Genomic DNA, 22,687 nt, shown 5'->3' with positions numbered 1-22,687 from the left:
GCAGACTCCTGATGGATGTCCGCCGAGTGTAAACCCGCGAGTCAGGTTTCGGCACCTGCGATTGCCGAACGATCATCGTAAACGGATGCCTGACAACCCCGCCCTGCAGCGAAATATCTGCGGGGCGGGGGTCACGCAGAAAGCTACATGTGGGTTTCGGCGTACTCCGCCAGGATCGAGCGCGGCACCCCTTGCAGGGTGATATGCACGCCGTGGGAGAAATCCTTGAAACGCTCGGTGAGGTAGGTCAGGCCTGAACTGGGCGCCGACAGGTAGGGGGTATCGATCTGCGCCAGGTTACCCAGGCACACCACCTTGGAACCGGTGCCGGCACGGGTGATGATGGTTTTCATCTGGTGCGGCGTAAGGTTCTGGCATTCATCGATGAGGATCAGGCTCTGCTGGAAGCTGCGCCCGCGGATGTAGTTGAGGGATTTGAACTGCAACGGCACCTTTTGCAGGATGTAGTCGACGCTGCCGTGGGTGTTCTCGTCGTCCATATGCAGGGCTTCGAGGTTATCGGTGATGGCGCCAAGCCAGGGCTCCATCTTCTCCGCTTCGGTGCCGGGCAGAAAGCCGATCTCCTGATCAAGGCCCTGCACGCTACGGGTAGCGATGATCCGCCGATAGCGCTTGCTGACCATGGTCTGCTCGATGGCCGCCGCCAGGGCCAGGATTGTTTTGCCCGAGCCCGCCGCGCCGGACAGGTTGACCAGGTGGATATCCGGATCAAGCAAGGCATACAGCGCCAGCGACTGATAGATGTCCCGCGGCCGCAGGCCCCAGGCCTCCTGATGCATCAAGGGTTCCTGATGCAGGTCGAGAATCAGCAGTTCGCCCTCCTTGATGCCCTTGATCCAGCCGACGAAGCCCTGCTCGTCGATGATGAATTCGTTGACATGCACCGCCGGCAGGTTGTCGGTCAGTTGCACGCGGTGCCAGGTGCGCCCGTGATCCTGGCGGGTCTCGACCTTGCTCACGCGGTCCCAGAAGGAGCCGTCCATGTTGTGATAACCCTGGGACAGCAGCGATACGTCGTCGACCAGTTGGTCGGTGTGGTAATCCTCCGAATCGATGCCGCAGGCACGCGCCTTGAGGCGCATGTTGATGTCCTTGGTCACCAGCACCACATTGAGCCCGGGGCGGCGGGACTTCAGCTCGACCAGCTGGTTGATGATCTTGTTGTCGTTGAGGTCTTCCGGCAGCCAGGTGATCGGCGCTGCGCTCTTGCTCATCAGGATCGACAGGAAACCGCAGGGGCCGCTCTTGTCACGCTGGATGGCGACGCCGTGCTCCACTTCCTCCGGGTTGGCGCTGCCGAGAATCTTGTCGATCAGACGGATGGCTTGGCGGCACTCTGCGGCCACGCCCTGCTTACCGGTTTTCAGCTTGTCCAGTTCCTCCAGTACGGTCATCGGGATGGCAACATGGTGCTCCTGAAAATTCAGCAGCGCGTTGGGGTCATGGATCAGCACATTGGTATCGAGGGCGTAGAGGGTTGGGGCGGTGGGCTTGGCGCGTCCGTGGTCATCCATACTCGGTCACCTTCTTGTAGGAGCCAAGCGACGGAATGCCAGAGCAGCGCTCCGCCGCGGTAAACCGTCGACTTCTCAGGCGGGGGCTGAGATTGGCTGCAAGTAGGTGAGGGCCAATGGCCGCCACCTGTCTGCAGGGTTCGGCGGTCTTACTTTTTAATACTCCAAAACAGGTAACAGAAAAACGTTTTTTTCGGCCGCTGCCGATTTATTTTTCAGCACGGCAAATAGCGCTTGGCGCTCAGCCCTACCGCCGTTAAAGTCGGAAGTCACATCGGCGTTCACGCCACAGAAAACTTCGCTCTAATAGCAACACGTCAATCCGCAGCGCTGCCATATCGTGATGAACCTCGTCTGAATCAACTATGCCAATCGAGCTTATAGGTGGTCTTGCTCGCGCCCTGCTTCTAGAATCCGACCACGATTTCAGGAGCAGCTCATATGTTGATGGTGATTTCACCCGCCAAGACCCTTGATTACGAAACCCCACCGGCTATCCAGCGCTACACCCAGCCCGCCCACCTGGACCATGCCCAAGACCTGATCAACCAGTTGCGCGACCTGAGCCCAGCTCAGATTGCCGAGCTGATGCATCTGTCGGACAAACTCGCCGGGTTGAATGCCGCGCGCGTCGGGAGCTGGAGCCGCACATTCACGCCCGAGAACGCCAAGCAGGCGCTGCTGGCTTTCAAAGGCGACGTTTATACGGGGTTGAAAGCCGAGGACTTCAGCGAGGCGGATTTCGATTTTGCCCAAGATCATTTGCGCATGCTGTCAGGCCTGTACGGCGTGTTGCGACCGCTCGATTTGATGCAACCATACCGACTGGAAATGGGTACCAAACTAGCCAACCCGCGCGGCAAGGACCTGTATGCGTTCTGGGGTGAACAAATCAGCGGCTGGTTGAACGAGGCGCTGGCGGCACAAGGTGACGACACCCTGATCAACCTGGCATCCAATGAGTACTTCGCGGCGGTGAAACGCCATGCGCTGAACGCGCGGGTAATCGATACCGAATTCAGGGACCTGAAAAATGGCCAATACAAGATCATCAGCTTCTATGCGAAGAAAGCTCGGGGCCTGATGGCACGCTATGTAATCAAGGAGCGCCTGATCGACCCGACGGGCCTAAAGGACTTCAACGATCAGGGCTATGCCTATTCTTCAGCGCTATCGACACCAAACAAGCTGGTTTTCCTTCGTGACGAAGACAAGCAGAGTAATTAAGTTGAACTTAATTAACAGCCTAACTGCCATGTGATTGGCGCCAAATAAATAACTCAACTATAAAAGAGGGCACTTCGCCCTCCTTCTGTCTTACAATTTAATGACTCATCGGCCTTGATGCGCAACTAACTGCTCAGCCGCTCAAACATTCCCAGACGAATAATGGCCAACTGCAATTGTTGGCGTTTTGCCTAATCGCTCACACTCTAAAAAAAGAGGATGAATGGTAGGAACTATTCGAAACCAAGCCCACTCTTACACCGCGTAACATCTTTCTTCACGCCTCCTTGCGCGTGAGTTAAACCTGCCCAGACATACCGGATTCAGTCCGACGGGCAGGCTTGCCCGATCGAAAATGTTAACGGATTAAAGGAGCACTTTCCGTATACGCAATTGATATGTGAAACCCTCTAGCCAGAGCCTCTTAAGCGCTCGGCCGAGTTCTCCGAAGGGCACGCTTCATATTACAAGCCCACATCGGCACTTAATTAAGTGTCCGACTACTTTCATGCCAAATTTTAGTGCAACTGCGCTTATGCAGTGCATTTAACAAACGGCAGTGGCCGCAAGGTCACGCTTTTAATGCGCAAAAAATGGACGAGGAAAGTGCAATGCGAATCAGTATTTTTGGTTTAGGTTATGTTGGCGCGGTGTGCGCAGGTTGCTTGTCTGCTCGTGGCCACGAAGTGGTAGGCGTGGATATATCGGCTACCAAGATCGACCTTATTAACAACGGCAAATCGCCAATCGTTGAACCCGGCTTGGAAGAGCTGTTGCAGCGTGGCTTAAGTACTGGAAAGTTGCGCGGCACTACTGATGTTGCAGCCGCTGTTAGAGACACCGACGTCTCCTTCATCTGCGTCGGCACGCCGAGCAAGAAGAACGGCGACCTGGAACTCGACTATATCGAAGGCGTTTGCCGTGAAATCGGTTTCGCCATGCGCGACAAGGCCGAACGCCATACCGTAGTGGTACGTAGCACGGTTCTGCCGGGCACCGTGAAGAACGTGGTCATCCCGCTGCTGGAAGATTGCTCCGGCAAGAAAGCTGGCGTCGACTTCGGCGTCGCGGTCAACCCGGAATTCCTGCGCGAAAGCACCGCGATCAAGGACTACGACTTCCCGCCGATGACCGTGATTGGCGAGCTGGAAAAAGCCTCTGGCGACCTGCTGGAAAGCATCTATAGCGAACTCGACGCACCGATCATCCGCAAGGACATCGATGTCGCCGAAATGATCAAGTACACCTGCAACGTGTGGCACGCCGCCAAGGTCACCTTTGCCAACGAAATCGGCAACATCGCCAAGGCGGTAGGTGTTGACGGTCGCGAAGTGATGGACGTGATCTGCCAGGATCACAAACTCAACCTGTCCAAGTACTACATGAAACCCGGCTTCGCCTTTGGCGGTTCCTGCCTGCCGAAAGACGTGCGCGCCCTTTCCTACCGCGCCAGCTCGCTGGACGTTGAAGCGCCGCTGATTGGCTCGCTGATGCGCAGCAACACCGTTCAGGTGCAGAACGCCTTCGACATCATCTCCGGCTACGACAAGCGCAAGGTTGCCCTGCTCGGCTTGAGCTTCAAGGCCGGCACCGACGACCTGCGTGAAAGCCCGCTGGTGGAACTCGCCGAGATGCTGATCGGCAAGGGTTACGACCTGAGCATCTTCGACCGCAATGTCGAATACGCCCGCGTCCATGGCGCCAACAAGGAATACATCGAGTCGAAGATTCCCCATGTGTCCTCGCTGCTCAACAGCGACTTCGATGCGGTAGTCGCCAATGCCGACATCATCGTCCTGGGCAACAGCGACGAGCATTTCGCCACGCTGGCGCAGCATGCTCTGGAAGGCAAGCAGGTGGTTGACCTGGTGGGCTTCATGCCAACGGCTTCCCGTGCGGGCGCCGAAGGCATCTGCTGGTAAACCTGGTTTCAAGCCTTAACAACTCGAACCGACTGGGACGATGACGCGTGTGCGCATCGTCCCGAGTCGTGTTCTGCAGCGCTGACGGAAACAAACTATGGATAGGCTAAAACGTGGCCTTCTCGAGGCCAGTGGTTGGCTCTTTTACCTCAGCTTGCTGGGCGTAATGGCGTTAGCTTTACCCGGTTCGGTGTTCGACCCGGACTCGAGAAACTATTTGCTGTTGATCGGTGCAATCGGGATATGGCGCTACTCCATGGGTGCCATCCACTTCGTACGCGGCATGCTGTTCCTCTATGTCGTCTACCCGATGTATCGGCGCAAGGCGCGTCTGCTAGGGCCTGCGGCTGATCCCTCGCACGTCTATCTGCTCGTCACCAGCTTCCGTATCGATGCGCTGACCACCGCTCAGGTCTACAGCTCGGTGATCCAGGAAGCGATCAGCTGCGGTTACCCGACCACGGTGGTGTGCTCCATCGTCGAGATGTCAGACGAGCTGCTGGTGAAAAGCCTATGGGCCAAGTTGAACCCACCCGAACACGTCAAGCTGGGATTCGTACGAATCGCCGGTACCGGCAAACGCGATGGGCTGGCCTATGGCTTCCGCGCCATTTCGCGCTACCTGCCTGACGAACGCGCGGTCGTGGCGGTGGTCGATGGCGACACCGTGCTCAGCGCCGGTGTGGTGCGCAAGACCGTGCCCTACTTCCAGCTGTTCCCCAATGTCGGTGGCCTGACCACCAACGAATTCTGCGAAGTACGCGGCGGCTACATCATGAGCGAGTGGCACAAGCTGCGCTTCGCTCAGCGGCACATCAACATGTGCTCGATGGCGCTGTCCAAACGCGTGCTGACCATGACCGGACGCATGTCGGTATTTCGCGCCAAGGTGGTCACCGACCCAGGCTTTATCGCCGACGTCGAAAGCGACCACCTGAATCACTGGCGCCTGGGGACGTTCCAGTTCCTTACCGGCGACGACAAATCCAGTTGGTACAGCCTGATGCGGTTGGGCTACGACACCTTCTACGTGCCCGATGCAACGATCAATACGGTCGAGCATCCGCCGGAGAAGAGCTTCATCAAGGCCAGTCGCAAACTGATGTTCCGCTGGTATGGCAACAATCTGCGGCAAAACTCCCGCGCGTTGCGTTTGGGCGTTCGGCGTCTGGGCTGGTTTACCAGCGTGGTGCTGTTCGACCAGCGCGTCTCGATGTGGACGTCGATCCTGGGGCTATCGGTGGCGCTCATCGCCAGCCTCAAGTACGGCATCGTTTTCATGATGGTGTACCTGCTGTGGATAGGCCTGACCCGCCTGGTTCTGACCCTCCTGCTGGCCTTCTCGGGCCATCGTGTAGGGCCTGCTTACCCGGCGATCCTTTATTACAACCAGATCGTCGGTGCGTTGGTGAAGATCTACGTGTTCTTCCGCCTTGACCAGCAGTCATGGACACGCCAGGACACCAAGCTCGACCGCGGCCTCAGAAGTTTCCAGCGTTGGTTCAACACCTGGTCTTCCCGCGCGATGACTTTTTCTGCCGCCAGCGTCTTCGTAGCCGCGCTTTTAGCGTTGGTTTGAACAGAACCTTGATAGGGAATTTGCAAGCATGAATACAGCCGTAAACCTCAATATGGTCCACGAAGCCGAAGCCCAGCGTCAGCATGCGCGGGTCAAACTGCCCTGCATGGTGCACTTCCAGACAAAGAACAACGAATTCGTTGAGACCCGTCTGCTTGACCTGTCCGCAGGCGGCTTCAGCTTCGCCACCAACAAAGTACCGGTGCAGGTGGGTGACTACTATAAAGGTCGCCTGCAATTCCAACTGGACAGCCTCGACCTAGGCATCGACATCGAATTCCAGGTACGTGTCGTCGACAGCGAAAACAACCGCATTGGTTGCCAGTACCACAATCTCAAGGCCCGCGAGCAATCCACCCTGCGTTACCTGATCAGCGCCTATCTGGGCGGCGAGCTGGTAACCGCTGGCGACCTGCTCAGCACCCTGCAGCGCGACAACTTCACCAAAGCGCGCAAGACCAAAGCTGGTGGCGGTGGCATGGGTTCGGTCGATCGCCTGCGCGCGGTCACCTTCAGCCTGGCGATCTTCCTGGTCGGTCTCGCGGCATTCGGCATGATCTCCAAATCGCTGTATGACCTGTACTTCGTCACCCACGCCGAAGCAGGCCATGTCTCCGTGCCGAGCATGCAGGTGACCATGCCGCGTGAAGGCACCGTGACCAGCCTGGTGCCGGAGAACGGCGTCATCGCCAAGGGCGCACCGATTGCGACCTTCTCGGCGACCATGCTGGAAATGCTCAAGGGCAGCCTGACCGACGAGCAGCTGACCGCCGAGAACATCGAACTGTTCTTCGGCAAGCAGCTGACCGGCACCCTGACCAGCCCGTGCGATTGCACCGTGATCCAGCAGCGCGTGGCCGACGGCCAGTTCGCCAGCAAGGGCTCGGTGATCTTCGAACTTGCACCGCGTGACAACAAGGCCATGGTCGAAGCGCGCTTCCGCTACCGCAACTTCGAAAACGTTCGCCCTGGTACCCCTGTGACCCTGAAGGTTGCCGGTGAAGACGGCGCCCGCACCGGCACCATCGTCAACAGCAGCCTGCATGAAGGCGGCCTCTCGTCCGACATTCGCGTGACCATTCAGCCGGATCAGGGCCTGAGCAACGAACTGGCAGGCCGTCCGGTCGAAGTGACCATTTCCCGTGGTCCATCCTTCGACGGGTTGATCAACAAAGCCGTCGCGGCTGGCCTCTAAGGGACATGGCCGTGATCAGGACTCAACCTACTCTGCTGCTCGCCGCCGCCATTGCCCTGGGCATGGCGGGCTGCGCAGGCCTGCCGGACCAGCAACTGGCCCGCGAAGCCTATGAGGCTGGCGACATTGCCACTGCCGAGCGTCATTTCCGTCAACTCGCCGAGCTTGGCTACAGCGACGCTGGCGTCGGCCTGGCCGACATTCAGGTTGCCAGCGGTGACCCGGAAAAAATGCGCCTGGCTGAACAGACCTATCGCGCTGCGGCCGTTGACTCCCCGCGGGCGCAAGCACGCCTGGGCCGCCTGCTGGCCAGCAAGCCAAACGCCACCGAAGCTGAACGGCGTGAAGCCGCTCAGCTGCTGGAAGCGGCGATGGCGGCTGGCGAACCCAGTGCGCTGATGCCACTGACCATGCTGTATGTGCAGTACCCACAGCACTGGCCGTCGATGAATGCCCAGCAACGGGTCGACCACTGGCGCGCCCAGGGTTATCCGCAGGCGGACCTCGCGCAGATTCTGATCTATCGCACCCAGGGCACCTATGCCGAGCACCTGGATGAGATCGAGCAGATCTGCCAGAAAGGTCTTCAGCAGATGGACGTGTGCTACGTCGAACTGGCAACGGTCTACCAGATGCGTGGCCAGGCGGAACAGCAACAGGCCCTGCTCGAGCGTCTGCGCAGCAGCTATCAGTTCGGCTCCGTGCCGGCGGATCGGCTGGAGAAGGTTGCCCAGGTGCTGGCCGATGCCGAACTGGGCAAGCCGAACGAAGAAGCCGCGCAAGGCCTGCTCGAACTGATCACGCCGAACTACCCGGCTGCCTGGGTCAGTCTCGCTCGTCTGCTCTACGACTACCCGGCGCTGGGCGACAGCGAAAAGATGTTCGAGTACCTCAAGCGCGGTCAGGAAGCCTCGCAACCGCGGGCCGATCTGCTGCTGGGTCGCCTGTATTACGAAGGCAAGTGGGTCGCTCAGGATCCGGAAGTGGCCGAAGCGCATCTGCTCAAGGCCACCGCCACCGAAAACAGCGCCCACTACTTCCTCGGTCAGCTGTATCGCCGCGGCTACCTCGGCAAGGTCTACCCGCAGAAAGCCGTCGATCACCTGCTGATCGCCGCCCGCAGAGGCCAGACCAGCGCCGACTTCGCCCTGGCGCAGCTTTATTCGCAAGGTCGCGGCATCAAGGTCAACCGAGTCAACGCCTATGCGTTCACCAAGCTGGCCCTGAAAACCGAGAACCCCCATGCGAGCGAGCTGCTCAGCGTGCTCGAAACACAGATGAGCGCCGCAGAAAAGCAGCAAGCCGAGCAGGTATTGCAGCGCGAGCTGAATGATCGGGGCCTGAACTGGCAAGCCGGTCAAAGCGATCTGATGGCAACCGAACAGGACAACAAGGTACAGGACACCCTATGAAGCTGAATCAATGGATGGGCACTGGTCTAGGTTTATCGCTGCTGGCCAGCAGCCCTGCATGGGCCGTGCAGATGACGGACATGGACTTCGGCACCGATATCAAGATCACCGCGCAGTCGGAAGCCGACCGCGACCTCGGCACCCGCGAAGAGGGTGAAGTTGAAGGTATCGGCGTGGATGTTCGCCCCTGGGCTTTCGTCCAGAGCGGTGACTGGAGCGCCTTTGCCATGGGTCAGGCCGTAGCGGCCACCGACACCATCCAGACCGACACCCTGGACTCGGACGCCAGCCAGACCGACGGCCAGACCGGCAGCCGCGAAGCGGACAAGAGTTACCTGGCAATGCGCGAGTTCTGGGTCGATTACGCCGGCCTGACTGCCTACCCGGGCGAAAGCCTGCGTCTGGGCCGCCAGCGTCTACGCGACGACGATGGCCAATGGCGCGACACCAACATCGAAGCGCTGAACTGGACCTTCGACACCACCCTGCTGCGTGCCAGCACCGGTATCGCCCAACGCTTCAGCGACTACCGCACCGATTACGACGACCTGGCGCCGGAAGACGAAGATCGCCTGCACCTGTTCGCCGACGTGTCCACTCAATGGCGTCCAGGCCAGTGGGTTGGCGTGCGTGCGCACCACTCCCGTGACGACGGCGATATCGCCGATCCGACGCAGCCGATCGACGAACTGGACAAGCGTGCCAATGGCGACCTGACCTGGCTCGGCGTGCAGGCCCACAGCGATGCGTACAACTTCCGCAACACCAACACCGTGAATTACTGGGCCAGCCTGACCCTGCTCAGCGGCGACCGCGACAGCCTGGTTTCACCGGCTGCGGGCGGCCTCGAAGAAGACAGTACCGACGTCAGCGCCTGGGCCACCGACCTGGGCATCCGCCTGCGTCTGGACCCGAGCTGGCAAGTTGGCGCTGCCTATGCGCGCGCCAGTGGCGGCGGTGGCAGCGACGGCGACGGTACCGACAATTTCCGCCAGACCGGCCTGGAAACCAACCGTTCGAACTTCACCGGCACGCGCACCAGCGTCCACCGCTTCGGCGAAGCCTTCCGTGGCGAGCAGAGCAACCTGCAGACCGCCACCCTCTTCGGCTCCTGGCAGATGGGCGAGGACTACGACGCCAGCCTGGTCTACCACAAGTTCTGGCGGGTCGATGACCAGCAGCAGATCGGTGGCAGCGGCGTCAACGCACGCTTCGACGATCCGAATTACACCGGCGGCGGCTCCATCCCGCAGGTGGCATTGGTGGATGGCGAGAAGGACATCGGCCAGGAAGTCGACTTCGTGGTGACCCGCTACTTCAAGCAGGGCTTGCTACCGGCTTCGCTCAGCCAGTCGTTCGAAGAGCCTTCGGCGCTGCTGCGCTTCCGCGGTGGCGTATTCAAGCCGGGCGACGCCTATGGCAGCGACACCGACTCGCTGATGCACCGCGCCTTCATCGACGCCATCTGGCGCTTCTAAGGCCGGCAAACGGGGCAGGACACTATATGAACGCCACATCGCTTACATGGATCACCGGCTTGTTGATCGGGGGGCTCTCCATCGCCTCTTCGGTCAATGCCGAAACGGACGCCGCGGCCACCACGCCCGAGCTGGCCGCGTTGCAGCTGCAGGAACCTACGCCGATCCAGGAGTTACGTACCACCGACAACTACACCATCGTCAGTGCGCCAACCGAGCCGCTGCACATGGACCCGCCCAAGCTGCCTGACATCTCGCAATTCACCGCTGCCGCGGTGCAGGCGAAGATCGATCGCAAGCGTACCGGGCGTGCCGGCATGGAGCGCATGCTCCAGCAGGATACGTTGAAGGAGTTCACCGGCGGCGACGAACGTCTGCGTGAGTGGGTCAAGCGTCAGCGTGAAATGCCCCAGGCGATCTTTATCGAAGGGGGTTACATCACCCCGCGGGAAATTGCCAAGCAGGTGCCTTCCCGTTATTTCGAAGAAACCGCGCCGGGCGTGTTCATCGCCCGGGTGCCGGTCATCGTCGGCAATGACTCGACGCTGCACATCGACGAGAAGGTCAAGGATTTCCGCCTGTCCCAGGACCGCGGCAGCTTTCTGATCAACGACGGCAAGCTGTTCATTACCGACACCAAGCTGACCGCCTGGAACGAGGCCAAGAAGGCGCCTGCCTGGTGGAAAAAGGCAGATACGGGCAAGTTCCGGCCTTTCCTCAACTCCTGGGGTGGCACCGAGACCTACGTGGTCAACAGCACCATCACCAGCCTGGGTTACAGCGGCAGTAAGTCGTACGGTTTCTCCATCTCCCAGTACAGCCCGAGCATGGCGCCGAAGATGAAGCGCGGCCACCCGACCGGCTGGTTGCTCAACTCGACGTTCGATGACATGTGGTACGGCTTCTACTGCTATGAGGCCGACGACGTGGTGCTGCTGGGCAACACCTACAAAAATAACATCGTCTACGGCATCGACCCGCACGACCGTTCGAAGCGCCTGGTAATCGGCCACAACACCGCCCACGGCACGGTGCAGAAGCACGGCATCATCATTTCCCGGGAAGTGAACGACAGCTGGATCTTCAACAACCGCAGCTACGACAACAAGCTCTCCGGCATCGTGATCGACCGTAGCAGCGTCAACAACGTGATTGCCTACAACGAGAGTTACCAGAACTACTCCGACGGCATCACCGTTTACGAGAGCGGCTCCAACCTGTTCTGGGGCAATCAGGTGATGAACAACATGCGCCACGGCATCCGTGTGCGTAACAGCACCGACATCAAGCTGTACGAGAACCTGTCGATCGGCAACCAGCTGACCGGCGTCTACGGCCACATCAAGGACCTCACCGGTACCGACCGCGACATCGAGCTCGACCCCTTCGATACCCAGGTATCGCTGCTGGTGGTGGGCGGCAAGCTGGCCGGTAACGGTTCGGGGCCGATATCGGTGGACTCCCCGCTCAGCCTTGAAATGTACAAGGTCGAACTCCTGGCCCCGACCAAAAGTACCGGCATCACCATGGGTGGCGTACTCGGCCTCAACCAAGAATTGATTCTCGACATGTTGATCCGCAAGCAGCAGGCCGTGCTGATCGACCCAGTCGAAAGCCAGCAGGAGCTTTTGCAATGACAGATGTACGCGCCAACGTTTTCCGCAGCCCATTCGTGCGTGGCGGGCTCGCCTACTCGCTGCTCGGTGCCGCTCTGCTGCTGAGCACCTCCGCGCTCAAGGCCGAAGAGCGGGTATCGGACTTCACCGCCGAACCCTGCTGCCAGCTGTGCCCTGCCGCCCTCAACCCGGCGGCTTACAACACCAAGTACCTGGACTTCTTCACCACCCTAGTGGAAGCCGACAACGACTGGTTGTTCCGTACCGAGAACGACCTGCGCACCGAGTTCGGTCCTTCGCCTTACGGCTACGAACAGCTCGGCCGCCTGCGCGACCTGCTGAAGGCTAAGGGTACCGAACTGGTCATCGTCTATCAGCCGACCCGCGGCCTGGTGCACCCGGACAAGCTGCGCCCGGAAGACCGCAAGCACTTCGACTACGAACGCGCGCGGGCCAACTACAGCGCCGCCCTGAAGAAATTCCGCGACCAGGGCATCTGGGTTCCGGACCTGACTCCGCTGCTCGCCGAAAAGAGCGAACAGCCCTACTTCTTCCGCGGCGACCACCACTGGACGCCCTATGGGGCCGAACGCACCGCGCTTCAGGTGGCCGAAACGGTCAAGCAGATACCGGCTTTCGCCGACGTACCGCGCAAGGCCTATGAAAGCCGCATCGCCGGCTTGCTGGGCAAGCGCGGCACGCTGCACAAGGCTGCCGGCAATATCTGCGGCACCAGCTACGCCGACGAATACGTCGAACGCTTCGTGACCGAACCAGTAGGCGAGGAAGTGAGCAGCGACGACCTGTTCGGCGACCAGAGCGATCCGCAGATCGTGCTGGTGGGTACCAGTAACAGCGGTGAGGCCTACAACTTCCCTGGCTTCCTTCAGGAACACCTGGGCGCCGACCTGCTCAATGTCTCGTTCGCCGGTGGCGGTTACGACGGCTCGCTGATGCAGTACCTGTCGAGCGAGGAATTCCATACCGCGCCGCCGAAGGTGCTGATCTGGGAATTCGAAACCCACTACGACCTGGCGCAGGAGAAATTCTATCGCCAGACCATCGCCCTGCTGGAAAACGGCTGCGAAGGCCGCGAAACGGTCGCCCTGAGCAACAGCGTACCGGTGCGGGTGGGCATGAACGAAGTGCTGGTCAACGGCAAGCACAAGCAGTTGCAGGATATCCGCGGCGGTGACTACCTGGTGGATGTGCGCTTCAGCGACCCATCCGTGCACGAGTTGCGTGCGGTGATCTGGTACATGACCGGCCGCCGCGAGCAGTTCAAGGCCGATCAATCCTCCGCTGTTCAGGATGGCGGTCGCTTCGTCTTCAACCTGCGCAACGCCGCCGACTGGGGTGATCTGACCTTCCTCTCGCTGGAAGTGCAGAGCCCGGAAGTCATGCCGGAAACCCCACTGACGGTCGAAGCCAAGCTGTGCAAGCGCGGCACCCTGGGCCAGCTGACCGCCCATGCAGACTAAACGGGAGTTCGCCATGCGCCACCCTCTTACCCTATGCCTGCTGAGTGCCGCGCTGTTATGCGGCACTGCCCAGGCAGACAGGCTGGTTCCACCAGCGGGTTATTACGAACCGGTGCGCCAGGACGACGGCAAACCCGAGCGCTGCGAAAGCGTTCCGCCCCCCTACACCGACAAGCTGGTGTTCCCGAGCAAATACAGCGGCTCGGATGCGGCGCGCGCGACCCTCAACGTGGTCGCCGACAAGCACTACCGGCGCATGACCGGCGACATCCGGGAGATGGAAAAAGGCGTCAGCGAGCTGGTGTTCCACTACATGCGTCACGGCCATCGGGAAGAGCTCGAGTGCAGCCTGAAATGGCTCAGCACTTGGGCCGAGGCTGGCGCGCTGCTGTCCGACGAGTACAACCACACCGGCAAGTCGATGCGCAAATGGGCCCTGGGCAGCATGGCATCGGCGTACCTGAAGTTGAAGTTCTCCGAGTCGCAACCGCTGGCGCCCTACAAGCAGCAGACCGAGGTGATCGAAGCCTGGTTCGCGAAGCTCGCCGAGCACACGGTGAAAGACTGGAGCGACCTGCCGCTGAAGAAGATCAACAACCACAGCTACTGGTCCGCTTGGTCAGTCATGGCCACTGCGGTCATTACCGACCGGCGCGACCTGTTCGACTGGGCAGTGGATCAGTACCGGGTCGCCGCGAACCAGGTCGATGAGCAGGGTTACTTGCCCAACGAGTTGAAGCGCAAACCGCGGGCGCTGGCATACCACAACTACAGCCTGCCGCCGCTGACCATGCTGGCCGCGTTTGCCCAGGCCAATGGCGTGGATGTGCGCGGCGAGAACGACGGTGCCTTGCAGCGCCTGGTCAGCCGCGTGATGGAAGGGATCGAGGAGCCGGAGCTGTTCGCCGACAAGGCGGGCGCCGAGCAGAACCTCGAAGACTTGCAGAAGAAGAGCAAGTTCATCTGGCTGGAACCCTACTGCACGCTCTACAGCTGCTCCGCGCAAACCATGGAGTGGAAGGCATCGCTGGTGCCACTGAAAAGCTTCCGCCTGGGCGGCGACATCAGTGCGGTGTTCGAGCCCGAGGAGACCGAGCAGAACTGAATGAAAGACGGCGCCTGCGGGCGCCCGGCCGCAAGGCAACCCACGACCGCCCGCTTAGAGGTGGCCGGGTAGAGGGGCTGAATTTGCAATTCGGGGTAAACGGCGGGCCCACGGTGGGCCTGATAACAGTTTCGTAAGGGACACAGGCAATGGTCTTTTCATCCAACGTATTCCTGTTCTTATTTCTGCCGATATTTCTCGGCTTGTACTACCTGAGCAGTAATCGCTATCGCAACTTGCTGATCCTAATCGGCAGCTATGTGTTCTATGCCTGGTGGCGGGTGGACTTCCTCCTGCTGTTCGTGGCCGTCACTCTGTGGAACTACGGCTTCGGCTTGCGCATCCACCGCGCCGGCGTGCGGACCAAGGCCGCGCAGCGCTGGGTGCTATGGGGGATAGTGGGCAACCTGGCGACCCTGGCCTACTTCAAGTACGCCAACTTCGGTGTGGAGAACATCAACAAGGTCCTTGAGGGGGCGGGCTTCGAGCCGTTCCTGCTGACCCATGTGATCCTGCCGATCGGCATCTCCTTCTACATCTTCCAGTCGCTGAGCTACCTGATCGACGTGTACCGCGGCGACACCGAGCCGACCGAGAACCTGATCAACTTCGCCGCCTTTATCGCCCTGTTCCCGCAGCTGATTGCCGGGCCCGTGCTGCGCTACAAGGACCTGGCCGACCAGTTCACCGACCGCACGCACAGCATCGACAAGTTCTCCGAAGGCGCCACGCGCTTCATGCAGGGCTTCGTCAAGAAGGTGTTCATCGCCGACAGCCTGGCGCCACTGGTCGATCACTGCTTCGCGCTCAGCAACCCGAGCACCGGCGACGCCTGGCTGGGCATGATCGCCTACACCGCGCAGCTGTATTTCGACTTCTCCGGTTACAGCGACATGGCGATCGGCCTGGGCCTGATGATGGGCTTCCGCTTCATGGAAAACTTCAACCAGCCCTATATCAGTCAGTCGATCACCGAGTTCTGGCGGCGCTGGCACATCAGCCTGTCGACCTGGCTGCGCGATTACCTGTATGTGCCCCTGGGTGGCAACCGTAACGGCACCTTCAACACCTACCGCAACCTGTTCCTGACCATGTTGCTGGGTGGTTTCTGGCATGGCGCCAACTGGACCTTCATGATCTGGGGCGCCTGGCACGGCACCTGGCTGGCCATCGAGCGCGCGCTGGGCGTGAACGCTGCCCCCAAGGTTCTCAACCCACTGAAATGGCTGTTCACCTTCTTCCTGGTGATGCTGGGCTGGGTGATCTTCCGCGCCGAGAACCTCGACGTGGCATGGCGCATGTACAGCGCGATGTTCAGCTTCAACGGCTGGCAGCTCAGCGAACTCAACCGCGCAAGCATCACCGACCTGCAGATCGCCACCCTGGTGCTGGCGTACGTGGTTCTGGCGTTCTGCGGTCTGCGCCAGTTCTACCGGCACAACGCTGCTGACGCCCGTGCCAACGGCCCGGCGACCGATCAGCCGCGCATCGTCAAAGCCGTACCGGGTGACGAGCCTGGTCTGGTAGTCGGCAGCGGCGGCGTGCTGGTGCAACAACCGACCTGGAGCGTGGCGATTCCCCGCTACCTGGTTCGTGGTGCGCTGTTGCTGCTGTTCTGCGTGTCGGTGCTGAAGCTCTCCGCGCAGAGCTACTCGCCCTTCCTCTATTTCCAATTCTGAGTAGGCCGACCATGACGCGTCCATTACGCAAACTCTATGTCGCACTGTTCCTCGGTGTGCTGCTCCTGTTGTTCGTGTGGTCCATGCGCGGGGTGCTGAGCTACGACGCACCCAAGCAGTTCACCGTGCTTGACGGCGGCTTGGCGAAAACCTTCGAAAGCCATTACGACAAGCAGTTTCCGGTTAAGAACATTGGCACCAATGTCTGGGCTGCGCTGGATTACCTGCTGTTCAACGAGGGCCGCCCTGGCGTGCTGATCGGCGAACGCGAATGGCTGTACTCCGACGAAGAGTTCGACGCCGTGGCCGACGGCCAGCAGCAGCTCAACGACAATATGGCGCTGATCAAAGGCGTGCGCGACGAGCTGGCGGAACGTGATGTGCTGCTGGTGCTCGCGATAGTGCCGTCGAAATCGCGGCTGTATCCCGAGTTCGTTGGCGACAACCAGCTCAGCAGCATTCGCGAAAACCTCTATCAGCGCTTCCTCGACGAAGCCCGCAATGCCGGCATCGCCGCACCCGACCTGCTGAGCATCCTGCAGGCGGGCAAGAGCAATGGCCCAGTGTTTTTGCGCACCGACACGCACTGGACGCCCCTGGGCGCCGACCTGGTGGCACGTCAGCTGAGCGAAACCGTCAACCGCGCCACCACGCTCGACGGCGAGCCGCAGGTGTTTGTCACCGAAGCTGAAGGCAGCGCGCCATACATGGGCGACCTGACCCGCTTTCTGCCGCTTGACCCGCTGTTCGCCAACCTGATGCCGGCGCCGGATCAGCTGCAGAAGCACGTTACCCGTGCACCTGAACCGGCTGAGGGCGCCGATGCCCTGTTCAGCGACAGCGAGATTCCGGTAGCACTGGTGGGCACCAGCTACAGCGCCAACCCCAAGTGGAATTTCGACGGCGCATTGCGCCAGCACCTGCAGCGCGACCTGAGCAACCACGCCGAAGACGGCCTGGGTCCAATCATTCCGATGCTCAAGTTCCTGCAGAGCGACGAACTGAAAAATACCCCACCGCAGTTGGTGATCTGGGAATTCCCCGAGCGCTACCTGCCGATGGCCAACGATCTGAGCGGCTTCGATGCCGAATGGATCGCTGAACTGAAACGCAGCACCAACGGTCAACGACTGGCCAGCGCGGCGAATCGCTGAGCGTGCTTCGCACGTTTCGGTTACCGCCCCGATCTTGTTAATTCAGAGGAGTTTTAGGTATGCATACATCCATCAAACGCTGGTCTTCCTGCATTGGTGCCATCGCCCTGGCAGTCGGCGCGCTGCAGGTTCACGCCGACGAGGCCGCCCTGTACGGCCCAAGCGCACCGAAAGGCTCCGCATTCGTCCGTGCGTTCAACGCCAGCAACAGCGAAGTGAGCGTCACCGTCGGCAACACCGACCTCGATGACATCGCCCCCCTGGCTTCCAGCGACTTCAGCTTTCTGCCTGCGGGCAGCTACAGCGCCCAGGTCGGCAGCAGCACGCTGCCGGTGAAACTGGATGCCGACAGCTACTACACCCTCGTCAGCCAGCCGGGCACTGCGCCGAAGCTGGTCGAAGAAGCGCCGTTCAACAACAAGCGCAAGGCTCTGCTGCGCGTACAGAACCTCAGCGACAGCACCCTCAGCCTGAAAACCGCCGACGGCAAGGCTGCGGTGGTCGATGCGGTCAAGCCGGACAGCAATGGCGAGCGCGAAGTAAACCCGCTCAAGGTCAACCTCGCGCTGTTCGATGGCGACAAGAAGATCAGCGACCTGCAACCGGTCACCCTGGCCCGCGGTGAAGTGGTCTGCCTGTACATCACCGGCAGCGGCGACAAGTTGTCGCCAGTCTGGGTCAAGCGCCCGCCGCGTCTGGACTAACCAAACACGAACAACAAGAAAGGGCCGCTCGCAGGCTGATCACGGTGGCAACGCCGCTGGAGTTTCGAGCGACCCGCACGGTCGGCAGCTAGACCGACGTAGCAGCGTCTTCATCAAGGAGGCGTTTTGGAGTGATGCCCCCAGTGCTGTTGCAGCCTGGGCAACTGGGCCCTCCCCCGCCTGAACCGGGGGACGCCAAACCAAACGCATAAGCGCTTTAGGAGTGCAGAGATGATTCCAGTAATTCTTTCCGGTGGTAGTGGTTCGCGTCTGTGGCCGCTTTCACGCAAGCAGTACCCCAAGCAGTTTCTCGCCCTCACGGGCAAGGACACCCTGTTTCAGCAAACCATCAAGCGTTTGCAGTTCGACGGCATGCAGGCCCCGGTACTGGTGTGCAACAAGGAACACCGCTTCATCGTCCAGGAGCAGCTGAAAACCCAACAGCTGACCACCCAGGCCCTGTTGCTCGAGCCGTTCGGCCGCAACACCGCCCCGGCCGTGGCCATTGCGGCAATGAAACTGGTCGGTGAAGGCCGCGACGACCTGCTGCTGATCCTGCCCGCCGACCACGTGATCGACGACCAGCAGGCATTCCAAAACGCCCTGAAAGTAGCCACCACGGCCGCTGAAAAAGGCGAGATGGTGCTGTTCGGCATCCCCGCCAGCCGTCCGGAAACCGGTTATGGCTATATCAAGTCGGTAGCCGACGACGAACTGCCAGAAGGCGTGGTACGCGTCGAGCGCTTCGTCGAGAAGCCCGATGAAGCCCGTGCGCGCGAATTCGTCGCCTCCGGCGAATACTTCTGGAACAGCGGCATGTTCCTGTTCCGCGCCAGCCGCTTCCTCGAAGAACTCAAGGTGCATGACGCCGACATCTACGACACCTGCCTGCTGGCCCTGGAGCGCAGCAAGATCGAAGGTGACCAGATCACCATCGACGCCGCCACCTTCGCCTGCTGCCCCGACAACTCCATCGACTACACCGTGATGGAAAAAACCACCCGTGCCTGCGTGGTACCGCTCAACGCCGGCTGGAACGACGTGGGCAGCTGGTCGTCGATCTGGGACGTGCACAACAAGGATGAGAACGGCAACGTGATCAAGGGCGACGTGGTGGTGCATGACAGCCACAACTGCCTGGTGCACGGCAACGGCAAGCTGGTTTCGATCATCGGTCTGGAAGACATCGTCGTGGTGGAAACCAAGGACGCCATGATGATCGCCCACAAGGACCGCGTGCAGGACGTCAAGAAGGTCGTCAACCAGCTCGACGCCCAGGGCCGCAGCGAAACCCAGAACCATTGCCAGGTCTACCGCCCATGGGGCTCGTATGACTCGGTGGACATGGGCGGCCGCTTCCAGGTCAAGCGCATCACCGTCAACCCGGGCGCGACCCTGTCGCTGCAGATGCACCACCACCGTGCCGAGCACTGGATCGTGGTTTCCGGCACTGCTGAAGTGACCTGCGACGACAAGGTGTTCCTGCTCACGGAAAACCAGTCCACCTACATTCCGATGACCGCGGTCCACCGCCTGAGCAACCCAGGCAAGATCCCACTGGAAATAATCGAAGTGCAATCCGGTGGTTACCTTGGTGAAGACGACATCGAGCGTTTTGAGGATGTCTACGGCCGTAGCGACGTAGCCGCACGCGCCCTCGCTACAAACTGAAACTGAGTCGGCCGTGCCCTCGTCCTGAGGACCTGGTTACGATTTAGCGAGCTAGAGCCAGACAAGGCAAAAGCAGCCAAGGAAGCGGAGTTTACGTGCTGTAAATGAGCATTCCGAGGCTGCTTTTAACGCCGGATGGCCAAAGCGCAGCAAATCGTAAGCTAGGTCCTGAGGGTACGGCGATACTCAAAGCACATGCCCACCCGCCTAGCCTTGTGTAGGATGAAATCCTGTTCATCGGCCGAGGCCTTCGCTCCATGTTATTTGGTGCCATTCTGCTGCTCAGCTGGCTGGTCCTGCTGATCCGCTACCCCAGTAAAGCCTTGCCCGTTTCCCTCGCTGCCCTGATCGGCCTGGGTCTGGTCACCACCTGGGTGCTCTGGCAGGAAAGTCGCGAGAACCGCCACCTTGCTCATCTGCAGTTGCGCATCAGCTACGACGAGCAACGCTGCCCGCCGCCGCAACCCCTGGCATTGACCCTGACCAATGGCAGCCCCGCCGCCCTGACGGAATTGCGCTGGCAGATTGCGGCCTACCGCCCTGGCGACAATGTCAACCTGGCCGAGCGCCTCTACGAATCGCCCCGCTACAACGGACCCGGCAATCTGCTGCCGGGCGCCACCTGGCAGGACTGCCTGCCCCTGCCGACCCTGCGCAGCGGCTACCGCGCCAGCACCCTGGAGTTTCGTGCAGAGCGCCTTCACGGCACCTTCAGCCGCTAACCGGCCATTGAACACTTTCATCTACCCGAAGGAATCCTTCATGACCCAGCTCACCGCCCTGATCACCGGATGCTCCAGCGGAATCGGCCGCGCCCTCGCCGACGCGTTCAAGGCGGCGGGTTATCAGGTGTGGGCCACCGCGCGTAAAGCCGACGACCTCGCCGTGCTGGAGGCCGCCGGCTTCAATGCGTTGCAGCTGGACGTCAACGACGCGGTGGCGGTCGAACAAATGGCCTCACAGCTCGGCGAGCAGATCGGCGGGCTCGATGTGCTGATCAACAACGCTGGTTATGGCGCCATGGGTCCGCTGCTCGACGGCGGCGTCGAGGGCATGCGCCGGCAGTTCGAGACCAACGTGTTCGCCATCATCGGTGTGACCCGCGCGCTGTTTCCCTTGCTGCGGCGCAACCGGGGCCTGGTGGTGAATATCGGCAGCGTTTCCGGGGTGCTGGTCACACCGTTCGCCGGCGCCTACTGCGCCTCCAAGGCTGCGGTGCATGCGTTGTCCGATGCGCTGCGCCTGGAGCTGGCGCCCTTCTCCATCGAGGTGATGGAAGTGCAACCGGGCGCGATCGCCTCCAGCTTCGGTGCCAATGCCAGCCAGGAGGCCGAGCAACTGATCGACGAACGCTCCGCCTGGTGGCCGCTGCGCGACAGCATTCGCGCCCGCGCCAACGCCTCGCAGGACCACCCGACCCCCGCCAGCCATTTCGCTCGCAACCTGCTGGCCGCCGTGCAAGGCAGCAAGCGCCCGCGCCTGCTGCGTCTGGGCAATGGCAGCCGCGCGCTGCCGCTGATGGCCGCACTGCTGCCGAAAGCCGTACTCGAAGCGGTGCTGAAAAAGCGCTTCGGGCTGAACCGCAGCCTGTAGGAGAGCCGCAATGACAACGCCGCTGAACAGCGTGGCAATTGGCCGATTGGCCCTGGGTGGCGTGGCCGCAGTTGTCGTGCTCAACCTGCTGCTGCGCAGCCTGGTAAAACTCGGCGGCCCGCTGGCGACGCTGGTGATCGCCCTGGTGGTCGCCGGCGCCATGGCGTTGTGGTTCGCCTGGCGCCAGGGACGCGCGCCGCTGCCAGGCGAGCGGCGCCAGTTGCTCGGGTGGTACGGCGGCGTACTGGCGCTGCTGTACGGCGGGTTGTTGCTGATGATGCTGTTCAAGGACGAACCCAGCCCAATGGGCCTGTTTATCTTCGCCCTGCACTACCTCTGCTACCCGCTCGCCGCATGGCTGATCTTCACCCAGCTGGCTAAACGCTGACGGCCCCAGCGCCTGAGCTCAGCTTCGCCTAACGAGCCGTCAGCGGAGTGCCTGCAACTGGTTCGACCTTTGGCTTGCGAAACACCAGCACGTTGCCAAGCATCACCAGCACCAGACCGAACAACGCGGTGAGCGTCCACTGATAGTCCTCGACGAACACCGAAATATTCAGCGCCACCACCGGGAACAGCACGGTGCAGTAGGCGGCGCGCTCCGGGCCCATGCGCCCGACCAGCGTCAGGTAGGCGGTGAAGCCGATCACCGAGCCCGGGATCGCCAGGTACAGCAGCGAGCCGATGTAGCGGGTATTCCATTCGAACCCGAACGGCGTACCGCTGACCAGACAGATCGCCACCAGCATCAATGCGCCATACAGCATGCCCCAGGCATTGGTCGTCAGCGGCTTTAGGCCGGCCTTCTGCTGCAGGCTGGAGAGCATGTTGCCCGCAGAAAAACACAGGGTGCCGAGCAGTGCCAGGGCAATGCCCATCAGCGTTTCCCGGCTGGCCTCATGGCCAGCCAGCTCGGGCCAGAAGAGCATGCCAAGGCCGGCCAGGCCTAGAGCGCCGCCGCCGAGCACATTCAACGAGGCTTTCTGCTTGAAGAACAGCCGGGCGTTGATCGCATTCCACAGCGTAGCCGTCGAGAAAATCACCGCAACCAGCCCGCTGGGAATCCATTGACTGGCGGTGTAGAAGCACATGAAGTTGATGCAGAACAGGCACAGGCCCTGAGCCAGGCAGATCAGCTGGCCGCGGCCGTCGAGCTTTTGCAGACGGCCGCTGAGCAACAACACGACAAACAACACCGCAGCCGCGAGGGCGAAGCGGTAGGCGATGGACGCAGCTATTGCGACCTCGCCGAGCTGCAGTTTCAGCGCGATCCAGGTCGTGCCCCAGATCAGTACGGTAAGCAGATAAAGCGACAGGTTCATCGGACAGCCCCCAG

The 22,687-nt window shown here is 60.9% G+C and carries 18 protein-coding genes; 16 read left to right on the top strand and 2 right to left on the bottom strand.

Annotated features, from left to right (window positions below):
* Positions 1–143: 143 nt before the first annotated feature.
* Positions 144–1,535, bottom strand: coding sequence for a PhoH family protein (locus tag ACX0MV_RS13050; protein WP_458982943.1), 1,392 nt, complete (start codon positions 1,533–1,535; stop codon positions 144–146).
* 441 nt (positions 1,536–1,976) lie between these two features.
* Between ACX0MV_RS13050 and yaaA the strand changes: the two genes are divergently transcribed.
* From yaaA to ACX0MV_RS12970, 16 genes are all read left to right on the top strand, one after another.
* The gene (yaaA, locus tag ACX0MV_RS13045; RefSeq protein ID WP_458982942.1) at positions 1,977–2,762 is read left to right on the top strand and encodes a peroxide stress protein YaaA; all 786 of its coding nucleotides are present in this window, start codon (positions 1,977–1,979) and stop codon (positions 2,760–2,762) included.
* Positions 2,763–3,373: 611 nt separating this feature from the next.
* Positions 3,374–4,684 (top strand): GDP-mannose 6-dehydrogenase, encoded by a 1,311-nt coding sequence (gene algD, locus ACX0MV_RS13040; protein ID WP_458982941.1) that lies wholly within the window; start codon positions 3,374–3,376, stop codon positions 4,682–4,684.
* A gap of 97 nt (positions 4,685–4,781) precedes the next feature.
* Positions 4,782–6,263 (top strand): mannuronan synthase, encoded by a 1,482-nt coding sequence (gene alg8 / locus ACX0MV_RS13035; protein ID WP_458982940.1) that lies wholly within the window; start codon positions 4,782–4,784, stop codon positions 6,261–6,263.
* 28 nt (positions 6,264–6,291) lie between these two features.
* The gene (locus tag ACX0MV_RS13030; protein ID WP_458982939.1) at positions 6,292–7,458 is read left to right on the top strand and encodes a PilZ domain-containing protein; all 1,167 of its coding nucleotides are present in this window, start codon (positions 6,292–6,294) and stop codon (positions 7,456–7,458) included.
* A gap of 5 nt (positions 7,459–7,463) precedes the next feature.
* The gene (algK, locus tag ACX0MV_RS13025; protein WP_458982938.1) at positions 7,464–8,870 is read left to right on the top strand and encodes an alginate biosynthesis TPR repeat lipoprotein AlgK; all 1,407 of its coding nucleotides are present in this window, start codon (positions 7,464–7,466) and stop codon (positions 8,868–8,870) included.
* Positions 8,867–10,348, top strand: a complete 1,482-nt coding sequence (locus ACX0MV_RS13020) for an alginate export family protein (protein ID WP_458982937.1) — start codon at positions 8,867–8,869, stop codon at positions 10,346–10,348. The genes algK and ACX0MV_RS13020 overlap by 4 nt, the downstream gene beginning before the upstream one ends.
* 26 nt (positions 10,349–10,374) lie before the next feature.
* Positions 10,375–11,985 (top strand): mannuronan 5-epimerase AlgG, encoded by a 1,611-nt coding sequence (gene algG / locus ACX0MV_RS13015; RefSeq protein ID WP_458982936.1) that lies wholly within the window; start codon positions 10,375–10,377, stop codon positions 11,983–11,985.
* Positions 11,982–13,445, top strand: coding sequence for an alginate O-acetyltransferase (locus ACX0MV_RS13010; RefSeq protein ID WP_458982935.1), 1,464 nt, complete (start codon positions 11,982–11,984; stop codon positions 13,443–13,445). Before algG ends, ACX0MV_RS13010 begins: the two co-directional genes overlap by 4 nt.
* 13 nt (positions 13,446–13,458) lie before the next feature.
* Entirely contained in the window at positions 13,459–14,550 is a 1,092-nt protein-coding gene (locus ACX0MV_RS13005) for a mannuronate-specific alginate lyase (protein WP_458982934.1), read from the top strand.
* Positions 14,551–14,699: 149 nt separating this feature from the next.
* A complete protein-coding gene (locus ACX0MV_RS13000) occupies positions 14,700–16,229 on the top strand; it encodes an MBOAT family O-acyltransferase (RefSeq protein ID WP_458982933.1) in 1,530 nt (509 codons plus the stop codon).
* Positions 16,230–16,240: 11 nt separating this feature from the next.
* Positions 16,241–17,383 carry an alginate O-acetyltransferase gene (locus ACX0MV_RS12995; RefSeq protein ID WP_458982932.1) on the top strand — a complete coding sequence of 381 codons (1,143 nt, stop codon included), beginning with the start codon at positions 16,241–16,243 and terminating at the stop codon, positions 17,381–17,383.
* 59 nt (positions 17,384–17,442) lie between these two features.
* A complete protein-coding gene (locus ACX0MV_RS12990; RefSeq protein ID WP_458982931.1) occupies positions 17,443–18,087 on the top strand; it encodes an alginate O-acetyltransferase AlgF in 645 nt (214 codons plus the stop codon).
* 231 nt (positions 18,088–18,318) lie between these two features.
* Positions 18,319–19,758, top strand: coding sequence for a mannose-1-phosphate guanylyltransferase/mannose-6-phosphate isomerase (locus ACX0MV_RS12985; RefSeq protein ID WP_458982930.1), 1,440 nt, complete (start codon positions 18,319–18,321; stop codon positions 19,756–19,758).
* A gap of 257 nt (positions 19,759–20,015) precedes the next feature.
* Positions 20,016–20,480 carry a multidrug transporter gene (locus ACX0MV_RS12980; protein WP_458982929.1) on the top strand — a complete coding sequence of 155 codons (465 nt, stop codon included), beginning with the start codon at positions 20,016–20,018 and terminating at the stop codon, positions 20,478–20,480.
* Positions 20,481–20,520: 40 nt separating this feature from the next.
* Positions 20,521–21,351 carry an SDR family oxidoreductase gene (locus ACX0MV_RS12975; protein WP_458982928.1) on the top strand — a complete coding sequence of 277 codons (831 nt, stop codon included), beginning with the start codon at positions 20,521–20,523 and terminating at the stop codon, positions 21,349–21,351.
* 10 nt (positions 21,352–21,361) lie between these two features.
* Entirely contained in the window at positions 21,362–21,739 is a 378-nt protein-coding gene (locus ACX0MV_RS12970) for a hypothetical protein (protein ID WP_458982927.1), read from the top strand.
* Between the two features lie 28 nt (positions 21,740–21,767).
* Here the strand turns inward: ACX0MV_RS12970 and ACX0MV_RS12965 are convergent, their stop codons facing one another.
* Entirely contained in the window at positions 21,768–22,673 is a 906-nt protein-coding gene (locus ACX0MV_RS12965; RefSeq protein WP_458982926.1) for a DMT family transporter, read from the bottom strand.
* Between the last annotated feature and the right edge of the window lie 14 nt (positions 22,674–22,687).

This window comes from Pseudomonas cistanchae (assembly GCF_054483635.1).
This window is presented reverse-complemented; position numbering and strand designations above follow the sequence as displayed.

Coding starts and splice junctions, on each gene's coding strand:
- ACX0MV_RS13050 (WP_458982943.1), bottom strand. CDS start 1,535: ATGGATGACCACGGACGCGCCAAGCCCACCGCCCCAACCCTCTACGCC.
- yaaA (WP_458982942.1), top strand. CDS start 1,977: ATGTTGATGGTGATTTCACCCGCCAAGACCCTTGATTACGAAACCCCA.
- algD (WP_458982941.1), top strand. CDS start 3,374: ATGCGAATCAGTATTTTTGGTTTAGGTTATGTTGGCGCGGTGTGCGCA.
- alg8 (WP_458982940.1), top strand. CDS start 4,782: ATGGATAGGCTAAAACGTGGCCTTCTCGAGGCCAGTGGTTGGCTCTTT.
- ACX0MV_RS13030 (WP_458982939.1), top strand. CDS start 6,292: ATGAATACAGCCGTAAACCTCAATATGGTCCACGAAGCCGAAGCCCAG.
- algK (WP_458982938.1), top strand. CDS start 7,464: ATGGCCGTGATCAGGACTCAACCTACTCTGCTGCTCGCCGCCGCCATT.
- ACX0MV_RS13020 (WP_458982937.1), top strand. CDS start 8,867: ATGAAGCTGAATCAATGGATGGGCACTGGTCTAGGTTTATCGCTGCTG.
- algG (WP_458982936.1), top strand. CDS start 10,375: ATGAACGCCACATCGCTTACATGGATCACCGGCTTGTTGATCGGGGGG.
- ACX0MV_RS13010 (WP_458982935.1), top strand. CDS start 11,982: ATGACAGATGTACGCGCCAACGTTTTCCGCAGCCCATTCGTGCGTGGC.
- ACX0MV_RS13005 (WP_458982934.1), top strand. CDS start 13,459: ATGCGCCACCCTCTTACCCTATGCCTGCTGAGTGCCGCGCTGTTATGC.
- ACX0MV_RS13000 (WP_458982933.1), top strand. CDS start 14,700: ATGGTCTTTTCATCCAACGTATTCCTGTTCTTATTTCTGCCGATATTT.
- ACX0MV_RS12995 (WP_458982932.1), top strand. CDS start 16,241: ATGACGCGTCCATTACGCAAACTCTATGTCGCACTGTTCCTCGGTGTG.
- ACX0MV_RS12990 (WP_458982931.1), top strand. CDS start 17,443: ATGCATACATCCATCAAACGCTGGTCTTCCTGCATTGGTGCCATCGCC.
- ACX0MV_RS12985 (WP_458982930.1), top strand. CDS start 18,319: ATGATTCCAGTAATTCTTTCCGGTGGTAGTGGTTCGCGTCTGTGGCCG.
- ACX0MV_RS12980 (WP_458982929.1), top strand. CDS start 20,016: ATGTTATTTGGTGCCATTCTGCTGCTCAGCTGGCTGGTCCTGCTGATC.
- ACX0MV_RS12975 (WP_458982928.1), top strand. CDS start 20,521: ATGACCCAGCTCACCGCCCTGATCACCGGATGCTCCAGCGGAATCGGC.
- ACX0MV_RS12970 (WP_458982927.1), top strand. CDS start 21,362: ATGACAACGCCGCTGAACAGCGTGGCAATTGGCCGATTGGCCCTGGGT.
- ACX0MV_RS12965 (WP_458982926.1), bottom strand. CDS start 22,673: ATGAACCTGTCGCTTTATCTGCTTACCGTACTGATCTGGGGCACGACC.